21 protein-coding genes are annotated in these 19,637 nt (G+C 65.8%); 10 read left to right on the plus strand and 11 right to left on the minus strand.

Annotated features, from left to right (window positions below; all coding sequences use genetic code 11):
• The 4 genes from Q0588_RS12755 to Q0588_RS12770 all read left to right on the plus strand — a co-directional run.
• Positions 1-351: BamA/TamA family outer membrane protein (locus tag Q0588_RS12755; RefSeq protein WP_298746720.1), on the plus strand; the 351-nt coding region annotated here is incomplete at its 5' end.
• A gap of 7 nt (positions 352-358) precedes the next feature.
• Complete coding sequence (locus tag Q0588_RS12760; RefSeq protein WP_298746722.1) at positions 359-574, plus strand: hypothetical protein; 216 nt, start codon at positions 359-361, stop codon at positions 572-574.
• A 904-nt stretch (positions 575-1,478) separates the two neighbouring features.
• Positions 1,479-2,414, plus strand: coding sequence for a DUF2493 domain-containing protein (locus Q0588_RS12765; protein WP_298746725.1), 936 nt, complete (start codon positions 1,479-1,481; stop codon positions 2,412-2,414).
• A 333-nt stretch (positions 2,415-2,747) separates the two neighbouring features.
• Entirely contained in the window at positions 2,748-3,986 is a 1,239-nt protein-coding gene (locus tag Q0588_RS12770) for a DUF3363 domain-containing protein (protein WP_298746727.1), read from the plus strand.
• A 71-nt stretch (positions 3,987-4,057) separates the two neighbouring features.
• Here Q0588_RS12770 and Q0588_RS12775 read toward each other — a convergent pair whose 3' ends face one another.
• From Q0588_RS12775 to Q0588_RS12815, 9 genes are all read right to left on the minus strand, one after another.
• The gene (locus Q0588_RS12775; RefSeq protein WP_077354154.1) at positions 4,058-4,471 is read right to left on the minus strand and encodes an OsmC family protein; all 414 of its coding nucleotides are present in this window, start codon (positions 4,469-4,471) and stop codon (positions 4,058-4,060) included.
• 58 nt (positions 4,472-4,529) lie between these two features.
• Positions 4,530-5,516, minus strand: a complete 987-nt coding sequence (locus Q0588_RS12780; RefSeq protein ID WP_183197703.1) for a malate dehydrogenase — start codon at positions 5,514-5,516, stop codon at positions 4,530-4,532.
• Between the two features lie 8 nt (positions 5,517-5,524).
• The gene (locus Q0588_RS12785) at positions 5,525-6,148 is read right to left on the minus strand and encodes a DsbA family protein (protein ID WP_291757088.1); all 624 of its coding nucleotides are present in this window, start codon (positions 6,146-6,148) and stop codon (positions 5,525-5,527) included.
• A 31-nt stretch (positions 6,149-6,179) separates the two neighbouring features.
• A complete protein-coding gene (locus Q0588_RS12790; protein WP_298746737.1) occupies positions 6,180-7,361 on the minus strand; it encodes a TDT family transporter in 1,182 nt (393 codons plus the stop codon).
• A 31-nt stretch (positions 7,362-7,392) separates the two neighbouring features.
• Positions 7,393-7,935 (minus strand): hypothetical protein, encoded by a 543-nt coding sequence (locus Q0588_RS12795; RefSeq protein WP_291756539.1) that lies wholly within the window; start codon positions 7,933-7,935, stop codon positions 7,393-7,395.
• A gap of 132 nt (positions 7,936-8,067) precedes the next feature.
• Positions 8,068-8,532 carry a cytochrome c gene (locus tag Q0588_RS12800; protein WP_298746745.1) on the minus strand — a complete coding sequence of 155 codons (465 nt, stop codon included), beginning with the start codon at positions 8,530-8,532 and terminating at the stop codon, positions 8,068-8,070.
• Positions 8,533-8,561: 29 nt separating this feature from the next.
• On the minus strand, positions 8,562-9,617 hold the full coding sequence (locus tag Q0588_RS12805; protein ID WP_298746750.1) for a molybdopterin-dependent oxidoreductase: 1,056 nt from the start codon (positions 9,615-9,617) through the stop codon (positions 8,562-8,564).
• A 581-nt stretch (positions 9,618-10,198) separates the two neighbouring features.
• Positions 10,199-10,627: a nuclear transport factor 2 family protein gene (locus tag Q0588_RS12810; RefSeq protein ID WP_183197711.1), complete on the minus strand. Its 429-nt coding sequence runs from the start codon at positions 10,625-10,627 to the stop codon at positions 10,199-10,201.
• Between the two features lie 148 nt (positions 10,628-10,775).
• Positions 10,776-11,666 (minus strand): LysR family transcriptional regulator, encoded by an 891-nt coding sequence (locus tag Q0588_RS12815; protein ID WP_291756533.1) that lies wholly within the window; start codon positions 11,664-11,666, stop codon positions 10,776-10,778.
• A gap of 130 nt (positions 11,667-11,796) precedes the next feature.
• Here Q0588_RS12815 and Q0588_RS12820 point away from each other — a divergent pair, with 130 nt between their 5' ends.
• Genes Q0588_RS12820 through Q0588_RS12830 form a run of 3 tightly spaced genes read left to right on the plus strand, consistent with a single transcriptional unit; the run spans position 11,797 to position 14,306 of the window.
• Entirely contained in the window at positions 11,797-12,183 is a 387-nt protein-coding gene (locus Q0588_RS12820) for a DUF305 domain-containing protein (RefSeq protein ID WP_298746755.1), read from the plus strand.
• Positions 12,184-12,186: 3 nt separating this feature from the next.
• Positions 12,187-13,626, plus strand: coding sequence for a YncE family protein (locus Q0588_RS12825; protein WP_153921745.1), 1,440 nt, complete (start codon positions 12,187-12,189; stop codon positions 13,624-13,626).
• Positions 13,627-13,637: 11 nt separating this feature from the next.
• A complete protein-coding gene (locus Q0588_RS12830) occupies positions 13,638-14,306 on the plus strand; it encodes an MBL fold metallo-hydrolase (RefSeq protein ID WP_153921737.1) in 669 nt (222 codons plus the stop codon).
• A 152-nt stretch (positions 14,307-14,458) separates the two neighbouring features.
• On the opposite strand, the gene Q0588_RS12835 is transcribed toward Q0588_RS12830, so the two are convergent.
• On the minus strand, positions 14,459-14,665 hold the full coding sequence (locus Q0588_RS12835) for a helix-turn-helix transcriptional regulator (RefSeq protein ID WP_292062164.1): 207 nt from the start codon (positions 14,663-14,665) through the stop codon (positions 14,459-14,461).
• 111 nt (positions 14,666-14,776) lie between these two features.
• Positions 14,777-15,001, minus strand: a complete 225-nt coding sequence (locus tag Q0588_RS12840; RefSeq protein WP_366872971.1) for a helix-turn-helix transcriptional regulator — start codon at positions 14,999-15,001, stop codon at positions 14,777-14,779.
• 118 nt (positions 15,002-15,119) lie between these two features.
• Here Q0588_RS12840 and Q0588_RS12845 point away from each other — a divergent pair, with 118 nt between their 5' ends.
• The 3 genes from Q0588_RS12845 to Q0588_RS12855 all read left to right on the plus strand — a co-directional run bounded on the left by Q0588_RS12845 (position 15,120) and on the right by Q0588_RS12855 (position 19,634).
• Positions 15,120-15,623 (plus strand): RNA polymerase sigma factor, encoded by a 504-nt coding sequence (locus Q0588_RS12845; protein WP_298746764.1) that lies wholly within the window; start codon positions 15,120-15,122, stop codon positions 15,621-15,623.
• Positions 15,624-15,637: 14 nt separating this feature from the next.
• A complete protein-coding gene (locus Q0588_RS12850; RefSeq protein WP_298746766.1) occupies positions 15,638-16,618 on the plus strand; it encodes a FecR domain-containing protein in 981 nt (326 codons plus the stop codon).
• A 70-nt stretch (positions 16,619-16,688) separates the two neighbouring features.
• Positions 16,689-19,634 (plus strand): TonB-dependent receptor, encoded by a 2,946-nt coding sequence (locus Q0588_RS12855; RefSeq protein WP_298746768.1) that lies wholly within the window; start codon positions 16,689-16,691, stop codon positions 19,632-19,634.
• Positions 19,635-19,637 lie beyond the last annotated feature (3 nt).

The raw sequence follows: 19,637 nt of genomic DNA on the forward strand, positions 1-19,637 counted from the left end.
CAGCGCTTCACCTGGAAGAACCGGGGCGAAGTGGCGCACGGCGACGGTTACGGCGACACCGGGTCATTGCCGTTCTACAAGAATTATTACGCCGGCGGTTCGAGCACCGTGCGCGGCTACAAGGCGCGCGCGCTCGGTCCCCTGGACGTGGGCGGCCCGAACCCGGCGCTACCCATCGGCGGCAACTCGCGCGTGCTGCTCGGCACCGAGCTGCTCTTTCCGGTTCCCGGGCAGACGCGGGAAAACAAGTCCACGCGCTATCACTTGAACGTCGCAGCAGAGCCGCCGGCGGCGTTGGAGATTGCCGATATTGTCGGCGACGCCAGCAGCGCCGGCTCGTTCAACTCATGAGACGTTGATGGCTCGCCATCGTACGCCTCTCTATGCCCGAAAACCCAAAGCGCCCGAACAGATACTCCCCTCGCCAGTATGCTCCGCCGGCGGCAAGGTCGTTATCGGCCGAGACCACCAAGGCATTGTCTTTGGAAGTTGCCTGGCCGATCTGGTGCTGATCCACGACCACCACCAGCAGCGTGAAGAGCGGATTGTCGTGTCAAATGAATGTTTCGAGTGACGTGACCCCCGTTTCTCATCCAGCCATAAGGAGAGTCCTTTGGTCGACGTGCTGTCACCGGGAAACATTGAGGCGATTGGAGAGAAAGGCACGAGGAAGAGCAATTTCGCGCTGAGGTTCCAGCCCTCGCTTCTCGACGAGGCCCGCAAGGTGGCCGATACGGAAGGCGTGGTCTCGAAGCCTGAAGGGAAGCGCTCACGCTCACCCCCAGCCTTTTCCGCCTCTCGTCGCCGCGCTGCGGTCGCCGATGCTCCGGGTGTTCGAGCCGCGCCCATCCCCGCGGCCTCGCTCGGACCATGCGGCACGGCGCCCATCCCGTCGATCACCCGCCACGCCTGTCGTGGGCCTTTCGGCGAGCCCGGCTCGGATCGGTTGGCTGGGCGGTCGCGCCGCCACACGGGGCGCCTTCCGCGCCGAACACGGGGCAGTGGCCTGTCGAGCGCGTCAGCCTGACGCCGACCATCCGATGACGCCGGCCGGTCTGGGCTGATCCTTCCGATCGTCCGTCGTCGTCGTAACCTTGAACACCGCCCCGGCTGATGCCGGGGCGGTATTTTCGTTTGCCGCCAGGCGTATCCGGTCAATGGAATTCTGGCGGCCAACTCCACGCGCAAGGCTGTGGCGCGCCGGCGGTCCCCGCCGTCGAAGGACGGGTCCGTCGCTGCGGCACGGGCGGTCTCGGCGCGACGGCGCCGAACGGTGTGCTCGCCCAGGCGGGCGAGCACCGCCCCCACACAACGCCCTCCGATTTTGTCACATCACCCCGGAAGTCAACGGCTGCGCCGTTCCCCTCCACGGACAGCCAAGCGGCTATCCGCTCCGGTGACTGCCGGGGACCCCGATGTGGCCAAAACCGGGGTCGTTGCGCATGGGGCGCTTCGACATCTCTTACAGGATGTTCCCGATGCAAGCCTTTCCCTCACCCTTCTTCGCCAAATCAGACTCCGCCTTCGACGACCTGACCGCCTCGCTCGGCGACCAGCGACCGCATCCCACGGAGGAGGCCCTGATCCAGCTGGGGCGCGCGCTCATGACCGAGCTTGTGGATATGATCTCCGACACAGCCCTGGAGGACTTCCAGACGATCCTGGGAGAAGCCCTGATCGGCGCCTTCCATTCGGCGGCCGGACGGATCGAGCGCAACGCGGACCGGGCCCGCGACGCGATGCGCAGCCTCGACCGCGACTTCGACGGATCGGAGGCGGTCGACACCGAGCTTCAGGAAGCGACGGCCCGGGCCCGGGCCGGGGATACGGCGACCCGGGCGACGGAGCTGATCCGGGACGCCGCCGCCGAAACCTGGACCATCGCGACCGGCGAGGTCTGGACGGCCTGGCGCGGCAGCCGGCGGGGCACGCATCTGACGGCGGCCCAGCTGGAAGCCAAACAGGCCATCCGCGCGATCAGGAACCGCAGGGCGGGGGACGCCGATCCGGGCGGTCCGGTGGTCGCCTTCCGGGGCGCGCCGACGGCCGACACCTCGGATGACGCCGGGCGGATATTCGACGCCCTGAACTGGGCTTTGAAGGAGTGGCCTGACATGGCGCTCGCGACGACCGGGGCGAAGGGGTCGGAGAAGCTGGCGATCAAATGGTCCCGGCAGAAGGGGGTGAAGCTGATCCTCGCCCGGGCCGATTTCGACACCCATGGCAAGGCCGCGCCTTTCCGGGCCAACGACGAACTGATCGCGCTCGAGCCGACCTGCTGCCTGACCCTGGTCCATTCCCTGGATCGGGCCCGTTCGGAGGACAGCCGGCCGTTTGGACCGGCGCTCAACCTCGGACAGAAGGCGATGGAGTCCGGGCTGCGGCACGTCTCCATCAAGGCGCGCGCGGCATGATCGCCTGGAACTGACCTCAACGACCCGCTCGGCTTCGGCCGGGCGGGTTTTTTGTTTGTCATCCGGGGTCTTCCTGCGCCCCGGAACCAGGCTTCGGGGTGACAGATCGACAGACCGGGGAGGCGATGATGGGGTTTGTTCGGGTGTGCGAACGTATGATGGCAGTGTCCGGAAATCTGAGAAAAGGGGCTTAGGGCAAGATAAAAGAGGGTGTTTGGCGGTTCGGGTTTTTCGTATCCTGTCCGCAGGTTAGCGGCGCATCCGAGGGTGTTGGATGACTTGCGGTGAGTTGTCGTCTTCGGACGATGCCGGCGGCCTGGTCGGAGGCGTCGAATGCTGATCCGTGAAGCCATCCAGTCCCGTCTTTCGGCGGGCGGCGGTCAGGAGCCGGAGGCGGTCCAGGTCCGTCTTCCGCTGGCCCTCAAACCCGACTGGCTCAACGTCCGAACCGGCCTGATGCGACGGCTGGCCAGCTCGCGCGCCTTCGCCCTGGGTGACCGGTCAGGCGTTCTCAGGGCGGCGCAGGGACGCTCGGGCAGAGCCTTCCGGCTGGACGTTCGCCAGCGGGTGATCGTCAAGGCGCTGGTGTCCCGGCACAACGGCAAGGGCACCGAGCGGGCGGCGGCCCTGGCGGCGCATGTGAGCTATCTCGGGCGCTCGGGAGCCGGGGTCGAAGGCGCGCGGCCGGAGTTCTTCGACCGGGAGACGGACGGCGTCCGGCCAGCGGTCGAGACCGCAGGCTGGAGCGAGGACCGGCACCATTTCCGCTTCATCATCTCGCCGGAGCACGGCGACCGGATCGAGGATCTGAAGGGCTATGTCCGCGAGGTCATGGGGCGGGTGTCGGCGGACCTGGGGGAGCCGGATCTGCGATGGGTGGCGACCTGCCACTACGACACCGATCAGCCGCACGCCCATGTGCTGGTGCGGGGTCGGCGAGGCGACGGGCGGGACCTGGTCATACCGCGCGATTATATCGGCTACGGCTTCCGGGCCCGGGCGCAGGAGGTGGCGCAGGAGCGGCTCGGGGATCTGTCGCGGGTGGAGGCGGAACGGCGCATCTGGAAGGAGACCGGGGCGGACCGGTTCACCGGCTTCGACCGGCGGCTGCTGTCGGCGGCGGATGCGAACGGAATGGTCGAGGACGGGGTGGGCGTCAATGAGGCCTGGGCGGCGCTGACGCGAGGGCGGCTGCGGCATCTGGAGGGTCTGGGGATCGCTGTTCGGGAGGGGCGGCGCTACCGGCTCGACGGGGAGATGGAGACGAAGCTAAGGACGCTGCAGGCGCGGCGGGACATCATCCGGACGCTGAACCAGCGGAGGCTCGAGGGGGCGAGGGAGGTGCGGCCGCTCGGGACGGAGCTAGTGCGCGGGGTGGTGGTGAAGAGCGGGTTTCACGACGAGGCGGGTGCGGCACCGTTCGTGATGGTGAAGGATGCGGGCGGGGTCGAGCACTATGCGCGAGTGAGGGTGGGAGACGCCGCGAGGGTCGGGAGCCGGATCGCGCTGGCGCCGATGGCGAACGGGCTGGCGCAGGTGGTGGCGGGGCGGGGAGCGGACCTGGGTCGTTAGGGCGCTTTTTGACTCTTAGCGGCGGTTTGGAATGTCTGCTTAGCGGCGGCGGGCGACACAATTCGCTAAGATCAACCGACCTCGGTTTCAATCGAGACGGCCCCAACGAGCATGCGGTGGATCGGGCATCGGTCGGCGATTTCAAGAAGTCGGTCGCGCTGCTCCTGTGGGAGGTCTGCCGGCAGGCTGATGGTCCGCACGAAGTGGTCGGAGGGCGTCGCTTCCGGCTGTCGGACCAGAACAACCTCGACGGACAAGGGGCCTATCGCCCAGCCCTTGCGGTTCGCGTAGAGGCGCAGGGTCTGGGCGGTGCAGGAGGCTAGAGCGGCCTGCACCAGTTCATGCGGGGTCGGCCCGAGATCCAGCCCACCCAGTTCGACAGGCTCATCGACGACGAAGCTGGCAGGGCCGGCGCGGACCACGAGTTGCAGGCCGCCGTGGCCCGCATCGTCGGCGAAGGAAGATCGGGGTGTGGAAGCCGTCATGGGGCGCCTTGCTGAATGAGTAGGGGTTGTTCGGTGATTGTCGCGCGATCGACGCGCCTCAGGTGGAGACGATCGAAAGCGCAGCGTCGCGTTCGCCGATGAGTTCCTGAACCGACGCCGCCAGACCGGCGCGGGCGAAGGCGTCGAGGTCCAGACTGTTCACAGGCGCATAGCGCCCATCGCGGCAGACCGCCGGTACGCCGCAGACCAAGCCTGCGGGAATACCGTATTCTCCTGTGGCGGGGATGCCCATCGACACCCAGCGACCGTCCGAGCCCTGGACCCAGTCACGCATGTGATCGACGGCAGCATTGGCGGCGGAAGCGGCGGACGATGCGCCGCGGGCCTCCAGGACCGCCGTACCGCGCCGCGCCACCTCCGGGATCAGGGTGTCGCGATACCAGCCGTCATCGCCGATGCGCGCGGCCAGTCGTTCGCCGCTCACCGAGGCGTGGCTCCAATCGGTGAACATGGTGGGCGAGTGATTGCCCCAGACCGCGAGGTGATCGATCGCATCGACCGACACGCCTGCCTTTCGCGCCAGTTGCGCGGCGGCGCGATTGTGATCCAGCCGGATCATGGAGGTGATGGCGCCCTCGGGCAGGTTCGGCGCGGACTGGATCGCCACCCAGGCGTTCGTGTTGGCGGGATTGCCCACCACGAGGACCTTCACGCTCCGCTTGGCGACGGCGTCGAGCGCGGCGCCTTGGGTCTTGAAGATGGCGGCATTGGCGGCCAGCAGGTCACGGCGCTCCATGCCCTTGGATCGGGGACGCGAGCCAACCAGGAAGGCGGCGTCGATGTCGTCGAACGCGACCCTCGGATCGTCCGTCGTCCGGATCGTGGTCAGGAGCGGGAAGGCGCAGTCGTCCAACTCCATCGTCACGCCCTTGAGGGCCGACAGAGCTTGGGGAAGATCGAGCAGGCGAAGGTCGATCGGCGTCTCGGGGCCGAAGACGTCGCCTTGCGCTAGACGGAACAGCAGGGCGTAGGCGATCTGGCCGGCCGCACCGGACACGGCGACCTTGATGGGAGTATTGGGCATTGTGGACCTCAGGGCTTGGAAGATTGGGAAAGAGCTGTGTCGATAGCGATGACCACGCTGTCGAGAGTCAGCGGGCCATCCACCCGGCGGCCCTGAACGAATAGAGTCGGCGTGCCGGTGACGCCCGCATCCTGCGCCCGGCGAACACGCCGTTCCAACGCGGCCATGGCGTCAGGGTCGGCGATGCAGGCTTTCAGTCGGGCCTCGTCGATCCCGAAACGACCCGCGACCCGCACCAGATGAGCCCGCGGGCTCTGTCCACCGGTCCATTCAGACTGGCCGTGCATCAGGGCGTCAATCACCTCGAAATACCGCTGAGACCCCGCACAGCGCGCCAGAAGAACGCCGGCGGCGGAAAGATTCGCAGGGCCGGTAATGAACTCCCGATAGATCAGCTTGACCTGGCCGGTATCCATATAGCGACGGCGCAGTTCGGGCAGCACCTCGATCGCGAACCGGGCGCAGGGGCCGCAGGTGCTCGAAGCGTATTCGATCAGGGTTACCGGGGCGTCCTGACGGCCCAGAACCATGTCATCGGCTTCCGCCGCTTGGGGCGCGCATGCCGTGATCAGGGCGCCGGCTCCCACAGCGATGATCGAGCGACGAGTGGGAAGAAGGATATCGGGATTCATGAGGCCTCCGGGCAGGAAACTGACGAGCGACTCAGCGCGCGCAGGGAATGTCGCGCTTGGCCGCGTCCGTAAGGCAGGGGGCGACGAACAGGTCTCCGCGCCAAGCGCCGCGGATCGCGCGGGCGCCGACGATGAGCCAGAGGATTGCAAGGCCGGCGATCAGGGCCACGCCGAAGATGTTGAAGGCTGGGATCGGCAGCAAGGTCCCCAGCTTCAGGGTCGCGACCGAGAAGACGCCGATCGGGAAGGTGTAGCCCCACCAGCCGAGGTTGAAGGGCAGGCCCTGACGAAGGTAACGCAGAGTGATCAATGCAGCCATGGCTGCCCACCAAAGGCCATAGGCCCACAGCAAAAGGCCGCCGATCAGTCCGATGCCTCCTGCCGCGTCACCGTATTGACCCAGCCCGGAGGCGGTGAAGATCGCCGGCGCGGCCTGACCCAGCACCAGCATCCCCAGAGCGCCGGTCCCGATCGGACCCAGCGACAGCCAGCTGGACGCCGCCATGCCGGCGTGCGGCAGTTTGTGGATCGCCATGCGCAGAACCAGGATGACGAGGATGCTTAGCGCCAGAGGCACCGACAGCGCCCAAAGAGAGTAGCTGACCACCAGCACGGATAAGGCCGCGTTCGGGTCGGTCAGGTGGGGCGCGATCAGCCCGCCGGTGACGGCCGCGACCTCCGCGGCCACGACGGGCAACAGCCAGACCGCCGTCATCTGGTCGATGGAATGCTCCTGGCGTGTGAACATCATGAAGGGGATGCCGACGCCGCAGGCGACCGCCATCGCCACGTCGATCCACCACAGTGTCTCGGCGAGAGGGACGATGCCGTCGCCCCACCGCGCCAGGCCGAAGGCCATCAGGCCGTTGATGATCGTCGCCAGTCCCATCGGTATGCAGCCGAAGAACATCGAGACGACCGAATGGCCGAAGATGCGGCGCGCGCCGTCGAAGAAGAAGATCCACCGCGCGGCGTAGAGGACGGTGAACAGGGCGAAGAGGCCGATGTTGAAAACCCACAGACCTTCGGCGACCAGCTTCACGCCAGGGATGTCGATCGGAATCTGGTTCAGGGCGATGGCCAGGATGCCTGTGCCCATGGTGGCGGCGAACCAGTTCGGGGTGAACTGGCGAACGACCTCGCTGGGCCGCTGGAGTTTGGCCAGAGGCCGCAGGCCGAAGGCGACGTCGCGAAGGTGAAGGTCATGCGCCATCTGAAGTGTCCTGAACAATGCTGGAATGAAACTAATGGGCGTTGAGGCGACAGATCACGCCCAGCACGACGGCCGTCACGACCAGAAGAGCCGACAGGGTAAGGATTTGAAGTGTGGCCTCGCGTCCCGTGATCCAGCCGGTGTAGGTCACGACGCGACCATTCAGGAACTGGCTGAAGCTGCGTACACCATTACCCGCGTCTGGCGTATCCGACACCAGGGTGCCACCGGTCAGCAGGCCGAAATACATCGCACCGAGCAGGCTGATAAAGCCGAGTGCGAGGGTGGCCTCACCCCGCCCGAAAGTGATCCAGAACACCAGGACCATGCTGGCATAAAGGCCGGCGACGGCCTTGATAATGATCGGGTGGATACCGGTCTGACCGACATCAAGCTGGATGCGGTGAAGCGTCTTGCCGTCGCCGACATCGGGGATGTGGGCCGTCTCGGATTCGACGGCGGTCACCATAGTGGGCGGTAGAGGTTTTACCGGCACCCGCAGGTCACGAACGGCTCGACGGGGTTGTGGCTGGACGATGCGTGCCGGTGTATCGAACGTGCAGGCGGGGGTCATGATCGGTCTCCTTTAATGGAGTGGAGGCCGACAGTCGGCGCGCTCCTCGACGCCGATATTGATCGCGAGGATTCGTTCCATCCAACGCAATGATGCGAACTATTTAATCGATTGAGGCGAATGAAATGCTGATCAGCCCGTCGCGCCGTCGCCCTCGTTCACAGCCAGTCCCGCAGCAGCGCCCGCAGGTGTCGCCTGGCTCGGCATGGCCCTGAGATAATCGACGATGGCGTCGATGTCGCCGACCGCGATCGGGGCGCCATAGGTTTCCCGCATCTTGACGACGGTAGAATGCCACTGGGCCTCAGTCAGCCGGGGCTGGGTCAGGGCCATGCTAGCCGAATGACAGGATGTGCAGTTGGCATTGACGACATCGGCGCCAGGGCCGTCGGGGAATGACGAGGCCTCGTCCGGCAGTTCGATACTGGGCGAGGTCAGGGTGAAGCCGCTTGCCGACACGAACGACGGCGGCGGCGCGACCGGGGCCGCAGGGACCACAGGAGGTACGACCATCTTCCGTCCCCGGGGCGCATTGCCGCCCGCGATGGCTCCGATCAGGATCACGCTCGTAAGCCCGCCGGCCAGCAGGATCGACATCCCGGTCGACAACGGTGTTCTGGACTTGCTCATCCGAAAGTCACCGTGGTGGTCTCGACACATCCACGCATGAAGCCGCCCGGATTCCAGTTCGGCGTCATCGGCTGAACGACGCCCGCAGTGCTGGTGCAGCGCGTCATTAGGGGAATGGCCCCTCGGCCACGGATCGGCACCACCCCGTCGAAGCGTCGAAAACTGTAGGGGCCCTGGTCCGGTCCCAGCTGCGCGGGTCGCCAGGTTCGCCCGCCGTCGGACGACAGGTCCACCCTCGACACTCCGGTGTCCCCGCCCATGGCGATGCCGCCGATCGGCAGGGTGGGCTGCCAGGCCACGGGGTGATCGCCCGCGATGCTCGTGATCCACGACCGAGGGACCATCCGGTTGATCGGCACGGTGGGATAGTCCTTGTCGGTCGGGGAGACATTGGCCATCGGGGTGTCGGGAATCTTGTAGGCCTTTGCCATCCAGTACCCGTCGTCGGGTTTGTCCAGCACCTCGATATCGTTCAACATCTTGACCCAGTAGGTCGAGAACCAGCCCGGCACGATCAACCTGACGGGAAATCCATTCAGCAGAGGCAGTTGTTCGCCGTTCATGGCGAAGGCCACCATCACCTCGCCGTCGCGCGCATGATCCAGGGCCAGCGACTTTGAGAAGTCCGGCGCACCCGCCACGACGGGCTGGTCCAGCGCGCCGAAGCGGACGGCCAGGGCTCCGGGTCTGACCCCTGCGACATCCAGAAGGTGCCTCAGACTGACGCCCATCCACATGGCATTGCCCATCGCCCCATGCGCCCATTGCGCGCCCGGCACGCGGGGCTGGAACAGGCCGCGCGAGTTTCCGGAACACTGGTTCACCGCTGCCATCTGCACGCGCGGCATGGCCAGAAGCTCGGTCAGCGACACCGACAACGGGCGCACCACATGGCCGTGCACATTGATCCGGAAGGTCGTGGCATCGACCGAGGTCGGGATATCGGCCCAGTGCCAGCGCACGAAGAACTGGTCGTTGGGTGTGAAGACGCTCTGGTCGAACACCGACATCGGCGTCTCAAGCAGCGGCGGTCGGCTGCGTTGCAGGATCATCGATCCCTTGCCCGGAAAGCTGGAGGTCAGTGGGCGCGACGAGGGTCCACCCGGTAGAGCCAGGTCCACCGCCTGTTGCCCCCAGGCGGGGGCCGACCAGGCGGCTGCCGCCACACCCCCTCCAATAACGAAGCGGCGTCCAACGGCGTGAGATATGGGGTCGTTGGCTGAAGCCATGTCGATATCCTTAACCGTCGCACACATCAGGCGATGTTTCAGCTCTATTGGCAAGCGGGTTGTCCCGAGGATCGCAGTTCCGGGGTGCCAGTCTCCTGGTGTTGATCTCCGCCCAATGCACGGCTGTCGGAGATCACGCGCCGTGCGGTTCGGATTTTCCGGCGAGCCCGAAGGGACCTGAACGGGTCCAGGTCCAGGCTTCTCCAAAAGGATCAGAGCCTCCGTCCTTTCCCCATCGTTCAGAGGATTGAAACGGCGTTGCTGCATACGCGGTTTTGACCGCGCGGACCAATGCAACTCCCTCCCTGAACAGCGGCGAACGGATGTCAGAAGCAGGCCGGGCGCGACTGACTCCGACGGCCAGATCCGAAAGAGAACCTGGGCCGCCGCGACCATATTGCCTATCAGTGGGCATGAGGCGGATTGACCTGCCAGATTTCATCAACCAGCAGACCCGCCCGATACAAGAGGACATAGCGGACCGGGATCGCTTGCTTGCCCTCGAAGGTCACATCGACGGTGACGGTCGCGCCGGCCGGGTTTTCGGCGATCGTCATGGCGGCGATGTTGGCGCTGAGCGGACCCAGGCCGGCGAATCGTGACCAGACGTCGCGCAGTTCGACCGGGTCGTCATAATGCCCGTCTAGCGGTCCGCCGACCCACTGCAAGTCGGCGTCTGGTGCATAGGCCGACAGAACCGTATTGACCGACCCTGCGGCGATCGCTGCGATCCGGGTTCGGGCCAGAGCCTCGTGGGACTGGGCGAAGGCGGGAGCCCCCGTCATCAGCACGGCTGACGTCAGGACGAAGGCCGAAAGAGCATGAAGTCGCATCGCGATATCCTTGAAAGATCAATCCGGGCTGGATCGTTGCTCATCTTCAAGGATCGACGCCCAGAAGGTCCAATGCGATGTATCGAACTGATCATTCGGTTGAACCGATCATCCGAGCAGATGTCCGTCTTCGTTGATGGTTTTTCCGTCAAGCCATCGGAGACCTTGACGCAAGCAGGCTGACAAATGCGTCCCCAGCCTTTGACCGATATCGCTGTTTGTGACGCAGCAGCCAGAACGGTCGGGCCGGAAGGTCGAATGGCAGGGTCGTAAGGATACCGGCCTTCAGACGCGCGGCGACGACGTTTCGCGAGACGACGGCGGCCCCAGCCCCCGCCTCGACCGCACCCGCCACCGCCTCATTGCCCGGCAGGCTCATCGCCACATCCAGATCGTTGACGCTCAGACTGTGTGCCGCCAGCGCGGCCTCGAAGGCTGAGCGCGTGCCGGAGCCGGGCTCGCGCAAGACCCAGGTCATGGCCTTCAGGTCCGGTCGGGCCGCCCCGTCCTGGGCCTGCGGATGTCCTGCAGCGACGACCAGCACCAATTCGTCGTGATCCAGCACCGTGCGGCTGAGGACGGGCTCGTCCAATTCGCCCTCGACCAGACCCACTTCGGCCTCGCCCTCGATCACAGCTCGGGCCACGTCTCGGGTGTTGCCGATGGTGACATCGATCTGGATGCCAGCGTGGCAGGCATGAAACGCCGCCAGACGAGACGGTAGCCACCATCCTGCGATCGTCTGGCTGGCTTGGATCGACAACCTGCCGCGCTTCAGGTCACCGAGGTCATTGAGTGCCTCCTGTGCCGCCGCCGCGCGAGCCAGGACGGCGCGGGCCTCGATCAGGAACACCTGTCCAGCCGCATTCAGCACGATGCTTCGCCCCACACGATCGAACAGCGCAACACCGTGACGTGCCTCCAGCGTGGTGACCGCAGAACTGACGGCAGACTGGGTCAGGTTCAGGGCCTCGGCAGCACGTGTGACGTGCTCACGCTCGGCGACGGCGACGAAGATGCGGAGTTGATCCAGGGTCATGGGCGCAACCTAGCCCGCTCGCGCCGGAAAAACAGATGGATCGTTCGGCGGTCGCGAACGTTCTCAGCAACAATCTCCGTTGGATGGTCGATTGTCCAACCGTCAGGATGGCGATGAACCGAAAGTCCCGATGATGACCTCCTCCTTCAAACTGACCGGCCTGTTGGCTGTCGCCGCCCTCTTTGGCGCAGGACTTATGGCCTTCGCCCAGACGCCACGCTCCCCCTTCGATACGGAAATGGCCGAGGCCATGTCGCGCATGCACACCGCCATGACGATCGCGCCGACCGGCGATCCTGACCGCGACTTCGCCGCCATGATGATCCCTCACCATCAGGGCGCGGTCGACATGGCGCGGATCGAACTCGCCTACGGCAAGGACGAGCCGATGCGCCGTCTGGCCCAGGGGATCATCGTCGAACAGACCCAGGAGATCGCCTTGATGCAAGCCTTCCTCGACCGCTCGGCCACCCGCCCGACGTCCAACGCGCCCGCCGCACCTCATACCGGACACTGACCCATGACTTTCGTTTCGAAGACGCCCTTCGTCCTGGCGCTTGCCCTGATGGCATCCCCGGTCTTGGCCGATCAGGTTCCCGGCGCGGCGGCGGCGCCCGCCATCCCGATCAGCGGCCAGGATCGGTTCTATTCGGCCGACCAGTTCTCCAACACCGTCTCGGTGGTCGATCCCTCGACCAACAGCCTTCTGGGCGTGATCTCCCTCGGCGAGCCGACCCCGGCCAACCTCAGCCCGCTCTACAGGGGTCAGCTGCTGGTCCACGGCATCGGCGCGGCGCCGGACGGCAAGACGATCGCCGTGGTCTCGATCGGGTCGAACTCGGTCAGCTTCATCGACACGGCCACCAACGTCGTCAAACACACCACCTATGTCGGACGCTCTCCGCACGAGGCCTTCTTCACGCCTGACGGCAAAGAGGTCTGGGTCACGGTGCGGGGCGAGGCCTATATTTCGGTGCTGGACGCCGCGACCTATCAGGAAACCGCCCGGGTCGAGACGCCCAACGGGCCAGGCATGACCATCTTCTCGCCGGACGGCCGTTACGCCTACATCTGCTCCAGCTTCAGCCCCGAGACAGTCGTGGTCGAGACCGCGACCCGTCAGATCGTCGGTCGGGTGGCCCAGGCCAGTCCGTTCTGCCCAGACATCGCCGCCACGCCCGATGGGAACCAGGTCTGGATGACGCTGAAGGACGTGGGCAAGACGATGGTGTTCGACGCCCGTCCGCCGTTCGCCGTGCTTCAGACGCTCGACACCGGCCCGCTGACCAATCACGTCAACATCGTGCGAAATCGGGATGGTCAGTTCGCCTATGTCACGGTGGGGACCGAGAACGTTGTCAAGGTTTTCCGCACCGACACCTTCGACCCCGTGACCGCGATCGCGGTGGGGTCCCTGCCGCACGGTCTGTGGCCCTCCGGCGACGGCTCGCGGATCTACGTCGGACTGGAGAATGGCGACGGCGTGGCGGTCATCGACACCCTGGCCAATCGCGTGATCGCCACCGTGCCGGTAGGTCAGGGACCGCAGGGCGTCACCTATGTGCCGCGTGCGGTCACCGAGGGTGACGGCAGGGCCAACCTCATGCCCCTGGGCACCGCTCGCGCCTCGCATCAACTCGTTCTGACAGGCGAGGACGACGCCCGGTCGCAGGCGACCCTGTTCGAGCAGGGGCAGGTGCAGATGCTGCAGATCGCCGCCGCAGGCCTCGAACCCGGCAAGCCCTATGTCCTCGCCTTCGCCGAGACGGCGGACGGATCGGGGACGCTGCAGCCTCTGGCGAAGTTTATGACCAATCCGGCCGGGTCCGCGGTCGTCAATGCCGTGGGCCCGATCCGTCAGGTGGTCGCCGCCGACGCCGGCGCACCCCGCCGTTGGCTGGTCATCGCCTCGGGAACGCCCGAGGCGATCGGCCCGGTCGTCCAGAGACAGTCGGAATAGGACCGGCCGCCATGCGTATCGACAAGTTCGTGCATAGCTGCCTGCGCCTGACGATCGGCCAGGAGCGACTGCTCTTCGATCCGGGCAAGTTCTCGTTCGTCGACGGACGGGTCGATCCCGCTGTCTTTTCGGACGTCTCGACGATCGTCCTGACGCACGGCCATCCGGATCACATCGACCCTGATGCGTTGGGCAGGATCGTGCATGCGAGTGGCGCAACGCTCGTCGGCAACGGCGAGGTCGCCAACAAGCTCAGCGAGAAGGGCCTGTCGGTCACGGTCTTCGAAGAGGGTGAACGGATCTTCGGCGCGTTCCGACTGCAGGCTCAGGCGGTCGCGCATGAGCCCATCCTGTCGGACGAGAGCACGCAACTGACCGCCTTCCTTGTCAACGACGTTTTCCTCAACCCGGGCGACAGTTTCGACAGCCGTCTGGATCGATTCGTCGGCGTGGAGGTGCTGGCCCTTCCGGTGATGGCGCCCTTTCTGACCGAGCTCACCGCCCATGCCTTCGCCAAGCGGATGAAGCCGAAATCTGTCGTGCCGGTCCATGACGGCTACGCGCGCGACTATTTCCTCAAGCAGCGTTACGACGTCTACGAGCCCTATCTGGACAAAGTCGGGATTAAGCTGCACCGGCCGATGACGCCCGGAGACGGGTTTGAGGTCGCCGACCAATGACGATTGACGCAGCCTGAGTCTCCATCGGCTTCGCCTGACCACGCAGATTTATCTTGGTCAGTTGCACATGGGATGTCGCCTTCCTGGCGCGAGTTCAACTTCCGCTTCTGGCGCATAGGAGCCGCGAGCCGAGCCCGACATGCCATAGGTGCCTAGGGAGCGAGGAGTTTCAGAGGATCCACACCTAACGCAATCGCGATGCGTTCCACCACTTTGAGGGTTGGGTTACGGCGACCGCGTTCCAGTTCCCCAACGTAGCTGTACGACAGCCCAACATCGTGAGCGAAAGCTTCCAGGGTGATCCCGGCGGCCTGCCGTCGCTCACGCACATTCCGTCCGAAATCTGCCGCTAGACCCATCCCGGCTAACACAGCCAGATCGGCAATTTGGGCCAGTTACTATAGTAACTTCGCTCGCGAACGTGGTGTGGGAAGGGAAGACACCGCACATGTGCGATGTGCCCGATAGCCTTATTGGGCCTCCAATGGCCGCAGAAGTAGATGCGGCTCCACCGCCAAGCTAACCGCGAGTCTTTCGATGACTGCCAAGGTTGGGTTTCTCAGCCCTCGCTCGATCTCGCCGAGGTAACTGTAGGATAGGCCAGCGTCCTCGGCCAATGCTTCGATCGTGATCTCTCGCCAGAGCCGAGCTTGCCGAACGTTCTGACCAAATTGAGCCCGCAACTCCATCGCCATAGGCGCACGGATTTGAGCGCATCGGGCCAGTCACTATAGTAACCATTCTGGCTGTCCGCTAGATTCTCGAACGGCCAGTTGAAGTGACTCGCCGATACGCTGTTAGGCGGAGACATCCGTGTCCCACGGCTCTGATCGACTAGGTGATCCCGGACGGGGGGGCATATCGGCCTTTTACGATCGTTACGCCGCTTGGCTGAAGGCTCGGCTGGTAAGGCGATACGGCGTTCAGGATGCGGAGGATTTGTTTCAGGAAACTTGGTTGCGGGTCGGCCCGTATCAAGCCGCTCAGGCCGTTCGGCATCCCAAAGCGCTCTTGCTGCGCATCGCTTCAAATCTGGCGGCGGACCTTTATGCCGGACGAGATCGTCGGGCTCGTTGCGCCCGTGAAGTCGGTCAACTGGACGGCTGGGGCGTTGAGATGCCCGCCCAGACGGATGAGGTACTCGCCAAACAGCTTGTCCTCAGCTTGCCTGTGCCCCTTCGCGATGTCTTTGTGCTATCCCGGTTCGGCGGTCTGACGAACACGCAGATCGGCGAACAGCTCGGGATTTCTCCCAAAACCGTTGAGTGGCGCATGACCAAGGCCTTGGCTCACTGCGCAGCCCAGCTTCGGCGCTAGAGATGGGGCGCACCATGACCGGCCCGACGATCCGGGTTGAAACCGCGGAGTCAGAGGCGGCCGCCTGGCACGCCCGTCTGGGCGCGCGTAACGTCAGCACCGGCACGATCGAAGAATTCTTCGCCTGGCGCGCGGTGCCGGCGAACGCCGAGGCCTATCGCCGCGTCGAAAAAGTCTGGACCGATACGGGCAAGCTGGCGGACGACCCTGCCATCCTGGAAGCCCTCAATGCCGCGATGTCGCGCAAGACCGGCACGGGTCGGTCCCGCGCGGTGCCGCGCGGTCTTCTGGGCCTGGCTGCGGTCGGCGCGGCGGCGGCGCTGGCGATGGGCGGATGGGCCTGGATGCAGAGCAGGACGGTCTTCGTCACAGGCGTGGGCGAGCAGCGCGTCGTGCAGTTGGCCGACGGGTCGTCGATCCGGCTGGATACGGGCTCGCGGGTCAGGGTTCGGTTCGCGGGCGATCAGCGCCTCGTGGATCTTGAGCGCGGACAGGCGCTGTTTACCGTGGCGCACGACCGGGCGAGACCGTTCGTCGTCCAGGCCGGTGGGACACAGGTGACGGCGGTCGGCACGGTGTTCGATGTTCGCCGTGACGCCGCCGCCGTCAGCGTGACCCTGGTGTCCGGCGTCGTCGATGTGGCGCCGGCGGGGGAGGGCAGGGCGGTGCAGCGGATGGTGGCTGGCCAACATACCCGCGTCACCGCCAGAGAGGTCGCCGTCCGTTCAGTCGATGTGCAGGCCGAGACCAGCTGGACGGACGGGCGGATCGTCTTCCGCGACACACCTCTGCGGTTGGCCGTGGCCGAAGTGAACCGGTATCTGACGGCAAAGATCGAACTGGAGGCTACCTCACTGGACGCCGTGCCGGTCAACGGGGTGTTCAGGACAGGAGACCGGGAGGCCTTCGTCTCCACGGCCTCGCAGGTATTCGAACTTGAAGTCACTCCGGGCCCGGATGGAACCGTCCGCCTCTCGGAGCGAAAAAATAATTGAGAAACCTCTCCGGGGTTACCCGGGGTCTGAACCGTCTCTTCTCTGACGCCATGTGGCGGGGAGGGGAGCCATGAATATGAGTCGCTCGAGTTTTTTGTCCTGCAGTGCGCTGGTCGCCTGTGTTCTCGCCGTCAGCACGACGGCCTGCGCCCAGGAGGCGCGCGACTTCAACATCCCGGCCGGGTCGCTGGGAGACGCGCTGAATCTGTTCGCGACCCAGTCGGACCAGCAGATATTTTTCACCGGGGATCTGGTCGCCGGTTTGCGGACACCGGGACTGAGAGGGCGCCATGCGCCGCCGGAGGCATTGAACACTCTCTTGCGAGGGTCGGGCCTGTCCTGGTCCCAGACGCGTCCGGGGGTCATTTTCCTGCGCCGAAGCGGGCCGTCCGAGGCGGCGGAAGGCCCCGTCCTGCTGGACGAGGTCATCGTCACGGGTACCCTGCTGAAGACGTCTGGCGAACTCGCCTCGCCGGTCGTCGTCCTGAATCGTGACGATCTGGATCGCCGTGGGCCCGCCACGGTGGCCGAGATCCTGAAGGATCTGCCCCAGAACTACGCCGGCTCGGCCAATCCCACGGCGACCCTGGCCGGGGTCGATGGAGCCGGGTCCAACTCGGTGTTCGCCACCGGCGTGAACCTGCGCGGTCTCGGGCCCGACGCCACCCTGGTCCTGGTCAATGGCCGCCGGCTCGCGGGCACGGGTTACCGGGGCGAGTTCGCCGACGTATCGGCCCTGCCATCCGCCGCGGTCGAACGCATCGATATCCTGCTCGACGGGGCCTCCGCCCTCTACGGCGCCGATGCGGTGGCCGGCGTGGTCAATGTGATCATGCGCCGGGCCTTCAATGGCCAGGAATCCCGGCTTCGGATTGGCGCCGCCGAAGGCGGGGCCGAGGACCTGTTGGTATCGCACCTCGCCGGAACCTCCTGGGAGACCGGGTCAGCCCTGCTGTCATACGAATACCAGCAGGTGAACGCCTTCAGTTCTCTGGACCGGCCCTGGACCACGGACGGGGACCTCAGACCTTTCGGCGGTACGGATCACCGGACGCCGTTCGCCTCGCCCGGCAACATCGTCGCCTTCGACCCGGTGGCCAGGGGCTACGTCTCCCGCTGGGCGATACGGCCCGGTCCCTCGGGCGCCGCCACGACCCCGGCTGATTTCGCGGCAGGGGAGGCCAACCTGCAGGCGACGGCCCAGGGGCAGGATCTCTCGCCCGAAACCGAACGCAGCAGCGTCTACGGCCGTATCCGGCAGAGCCTCGGCGAGCGCCTAGAACTCACGGCCGACCTGCGCTTCAGCCAAAGGGACTACAGCATCGCAGGGGCGACGACGCCGGCCGTGTTCAACGTCACGAGCGCCAATCCCTGGTTCGTGTCGCCGTCCGGGGCGACGTCCCACACGATCGGTTATTCGTTCTACCGGGACTTGGGACCGCCGCACCGGTTCGGTTCCTCGCGAAGTCTCGGCGTCACCGCCGGCGGTGCTCTGGATCTCGGCCGGGATTGGTCGCTGGAGGCCTATCTGGCTCATGCAGAGGAACGGGGCTCGTCCGGGACGGAAGGGCGGGTCAACTCGCGATTCCTGAACGAGGCGCTCGGCAATATTCCGGATGATCCGGCGACTCCTTATCGGGCGGCGGTGGACGGCTATTTCAACCCGTTCGGAGACGGGACCGCGAACGGTCGGGCGGTCCTGGACTTCATCAGCAGCGGCTACACCCGGGCCCACGATCGGAGCCGGGCCAGTTCGGCCAACCTGCTGCTCTCCGGCCCGCTCTTCAACCTTCCCGCGGGGCCGGTGCAGGCGGCGGTTGGTCTGCAGTTCCGGCGCGAGGGCTTCAATACCCAGGTCGAGAGTCTCGGCTCGACCGTGGCGCCGGTGCTGACAATCACGCCCGAGCAGGATCGCAAGATCAGCGCCATCTTCGGTGAGGTGCGCGCGCCGCTGGTGGGGGAGGGGAATGCCCGAGCCGGGGTCCAGCGTCTGGAGCTTTCGCTCGCGGGGCGGTTCGAGGAGTACGACGACTTCGGCTCCACGGCGAATCCGAAACTGGGCGTGATCTGGTCGCCGCTCGAGACCGTGTCGGTCCGCGCCTCCTGGGGCACATCCTTCAGGGCGCCCGGCCTGCCACAACTCCATGACGCCTCGGCCATCTCGGTGACCTCCCTGCCGCGGGCGGGCGCGAACGTCCTTTCCCTGTATCTCTATGGCGGCAATCCGGACCTCGAGCCGGAGACCGCAGAGACCTTTACACTCGGCTTTGATTACCGACCGGTCGGCGGCGGCACTCTGAGCGCGAGCCTGTTCAGCACCGAGTTCAGCGACCGCATCGCCCAACCCGTGGCCGCGAACATCGCCCGCGCGTTGACCGACCCGTCGCTCCAGCCCTTCGTGACGCTCGTCGATGCGGCCAACAACCCGGCCGACCTCGCTCTGGTCAACAGCTACTTGAACCGTCCGGACTTCGCCAGCGGGAGCCTGTTCCCGCCGACAGCCTACGGGGCCATCCTCGACGGACGTTGGGTCAATACCGGCGCAGTGTCGGTTCGGGGTCTGGATCTGTCGGCGCGCTACCCGCTGCTGACGGGGAGCCAGGCGCTCTCGCTTGACGCCTCCGCCTCCTGGTTGATCGATTATGACATCCAGCCCACGCCGACCGCCGATGTGCGCGACGTCCTGGGCCTTGTCGGATATCCGGCCCGCCTTCGGTCCCGCGCCGGCGCTGTCTGGTCGTACGGAAGCTGGGGATTTGACGCTCACTGGAACCACGTGTCGGCCTATGAGGGCCTGGCCGGGCAGGAGATCGCGGCCTGGAACACGATTGACGTACGCGCGTCGTGGTCGGCGGAGTCGGGGCCCTTCGCCGGTCTGCAGCTGGCGCTTTCTGTCCAGAACCTGACGGACGAGGATCCACCCTTCTACGACTCGCCGGCGGGGTACGGGTTCGACGCCGCCCAGGCCAGCGTCCTTGGGCGCACCGTCGCCCTGCAGATGATCAAGCGCTGGTAGGGC

The organism is uncultured Brevundimonas sp. (assembly GCF_937870815.1).
Lineage (GTDB): Bacteria > Pseudomonadota > Alphaproteobacteria > Caulobacterales > Caulobacteraceae > Brevundimonas.

Bases quoted from the DNA above. Each gene is read 5' to 3' on its own strand.
- Q0588_RS12760 (WP_298746722.1), top strand. From the start codon at position 359: ATGGCTCGCCATCGTACGCCTCTCTATGCCCGAAAACCCAAAGCGCCC.
- Q0588_RS12765 (WP_298746725.1), top strand. From the start codon at position 1,479: ATGCAAGCCTTTCCCTCACCCTTCTTCGCCAAATCAGACTCCGCCTTC.
- Q0588_RS12770 (WP_298746727.1), top strand. From the start codon at position 2,748: ATGCTGATCCGTGAAGCCATCCAGTCCCGTCTTTCGGCGGGCGGCGGT.
- Q0588_RS12775 (WP_077354154.1), bottom strand. From the start codon at position 4,471: ATGACGGCTTCCACACCCCGATCTTCCTTCGCCGACGATGCGGGCCAC.
- Q0588_RS12780 (WP_183197703.1), bottom strand. From the start codon at position 5,516: ATGCCCAATACTCCCATCAAGGTCGCCGTGTCCGGTGCGGCCGGCCAG.
- Q0588_RS12785 (WP_291757088.1), bottom strand. From the start codon at position 6,148: ATGAATCCCGATATCCTTCTTCCCACTCGTCGCTCGATCATCGCTGTG.
- Q0588_RS12790 (WP_298746737.1), bottom strand. From the start codon at position 7,361: ATGGCGCATGACCTTCACCTTCGCGACGTCGCCTTCGGCCTGCGGCCT.
- Q0588_RS12795 (WP_291756539.1), bottom strand. From the start codon at position 7,935: ATGACCCCCGCCTGCACGTTCGATACACCGGCACGCATCGTCCAGCCA.
- Q0588_RS12800 (WP_298746745.1), bottom strand. From the start codon at position 8,532: ATGTCGATCCTGCTGGCCGGCGGGCTTACGAGCGTGATCCTGATCGGA.
- Q0588_RS12805 (WP_298746750.1), bottom strand. From the start codon at position 9,617: ATGATCCTGCAACGCAGCCGACCGCCGCTGCTTGAGACGCCGATGTCG.
- Q0588_RS12810 (WP_183197711.1), bottom strand. From the start codon at position 10,627: ATGCGACTTCATGCTCTTTCGGCCTTCGTCCTGACGTCAGCCGTGCTG.
- Q0588_RS12815 (WP_291756533.1), bottom strand. From the start codon at position 11,666: ATGACCCTGGATCAACTCCGCATCTTCGTCGCCGTCGCCGAGCGTGAG.
- Q0588_RS12820 (WP_298746755.1), top strand. From the start codon at position 11,797: ATGATGACCTCCTCCTTCAAACTGACCGGCCTGTTGGCTGTCGCCGCC.
- Q0588_RS12825 (WP_153921745.1), top strand. From the start codon at position 12,187: ATGACTTTCGTTTCGAAGACGCCCTTCGTCCTGGCGCTTGCCCTGATG.
- Q0588_RS12830 (WP_153921737.1), top strand. From the start codon at position 13,638: ATGCGTATCGACAAGTTCGTGCATAGCTGCCTGCGCCTGACGATCGGC.
- Q0588_RS12835 (WP_292062164.1), bottom strand. From the start codon at position 14,665: ATGGGTCTAGCGGCAGATTTCGGACGGAATGTGCGTGAGCGACGGCAG.
- Q0588_RS12840 (WP_366872971.1), bottom strand. From the start codon at position 15,001: ATGGCGATGGAGTTGCGGGCTCAATTTGGTCAGAACGTTCGGCAAGCT.
- Q0588_RS12850 (WP_298746766.1), top strand. From the start codon at position 15,638: ATGACCGGCCCGACGATCCGGGTTGAAACCGCGGAGTCAGAGGCGGCC.
- Q0588_RS12855 (WP_298746768.1), top strand. From the start codon at position 16,689: ATGAATATGAGTCGCTCGAGTTTTTTGTCCTGCAGTGCGCTGGTCGCC.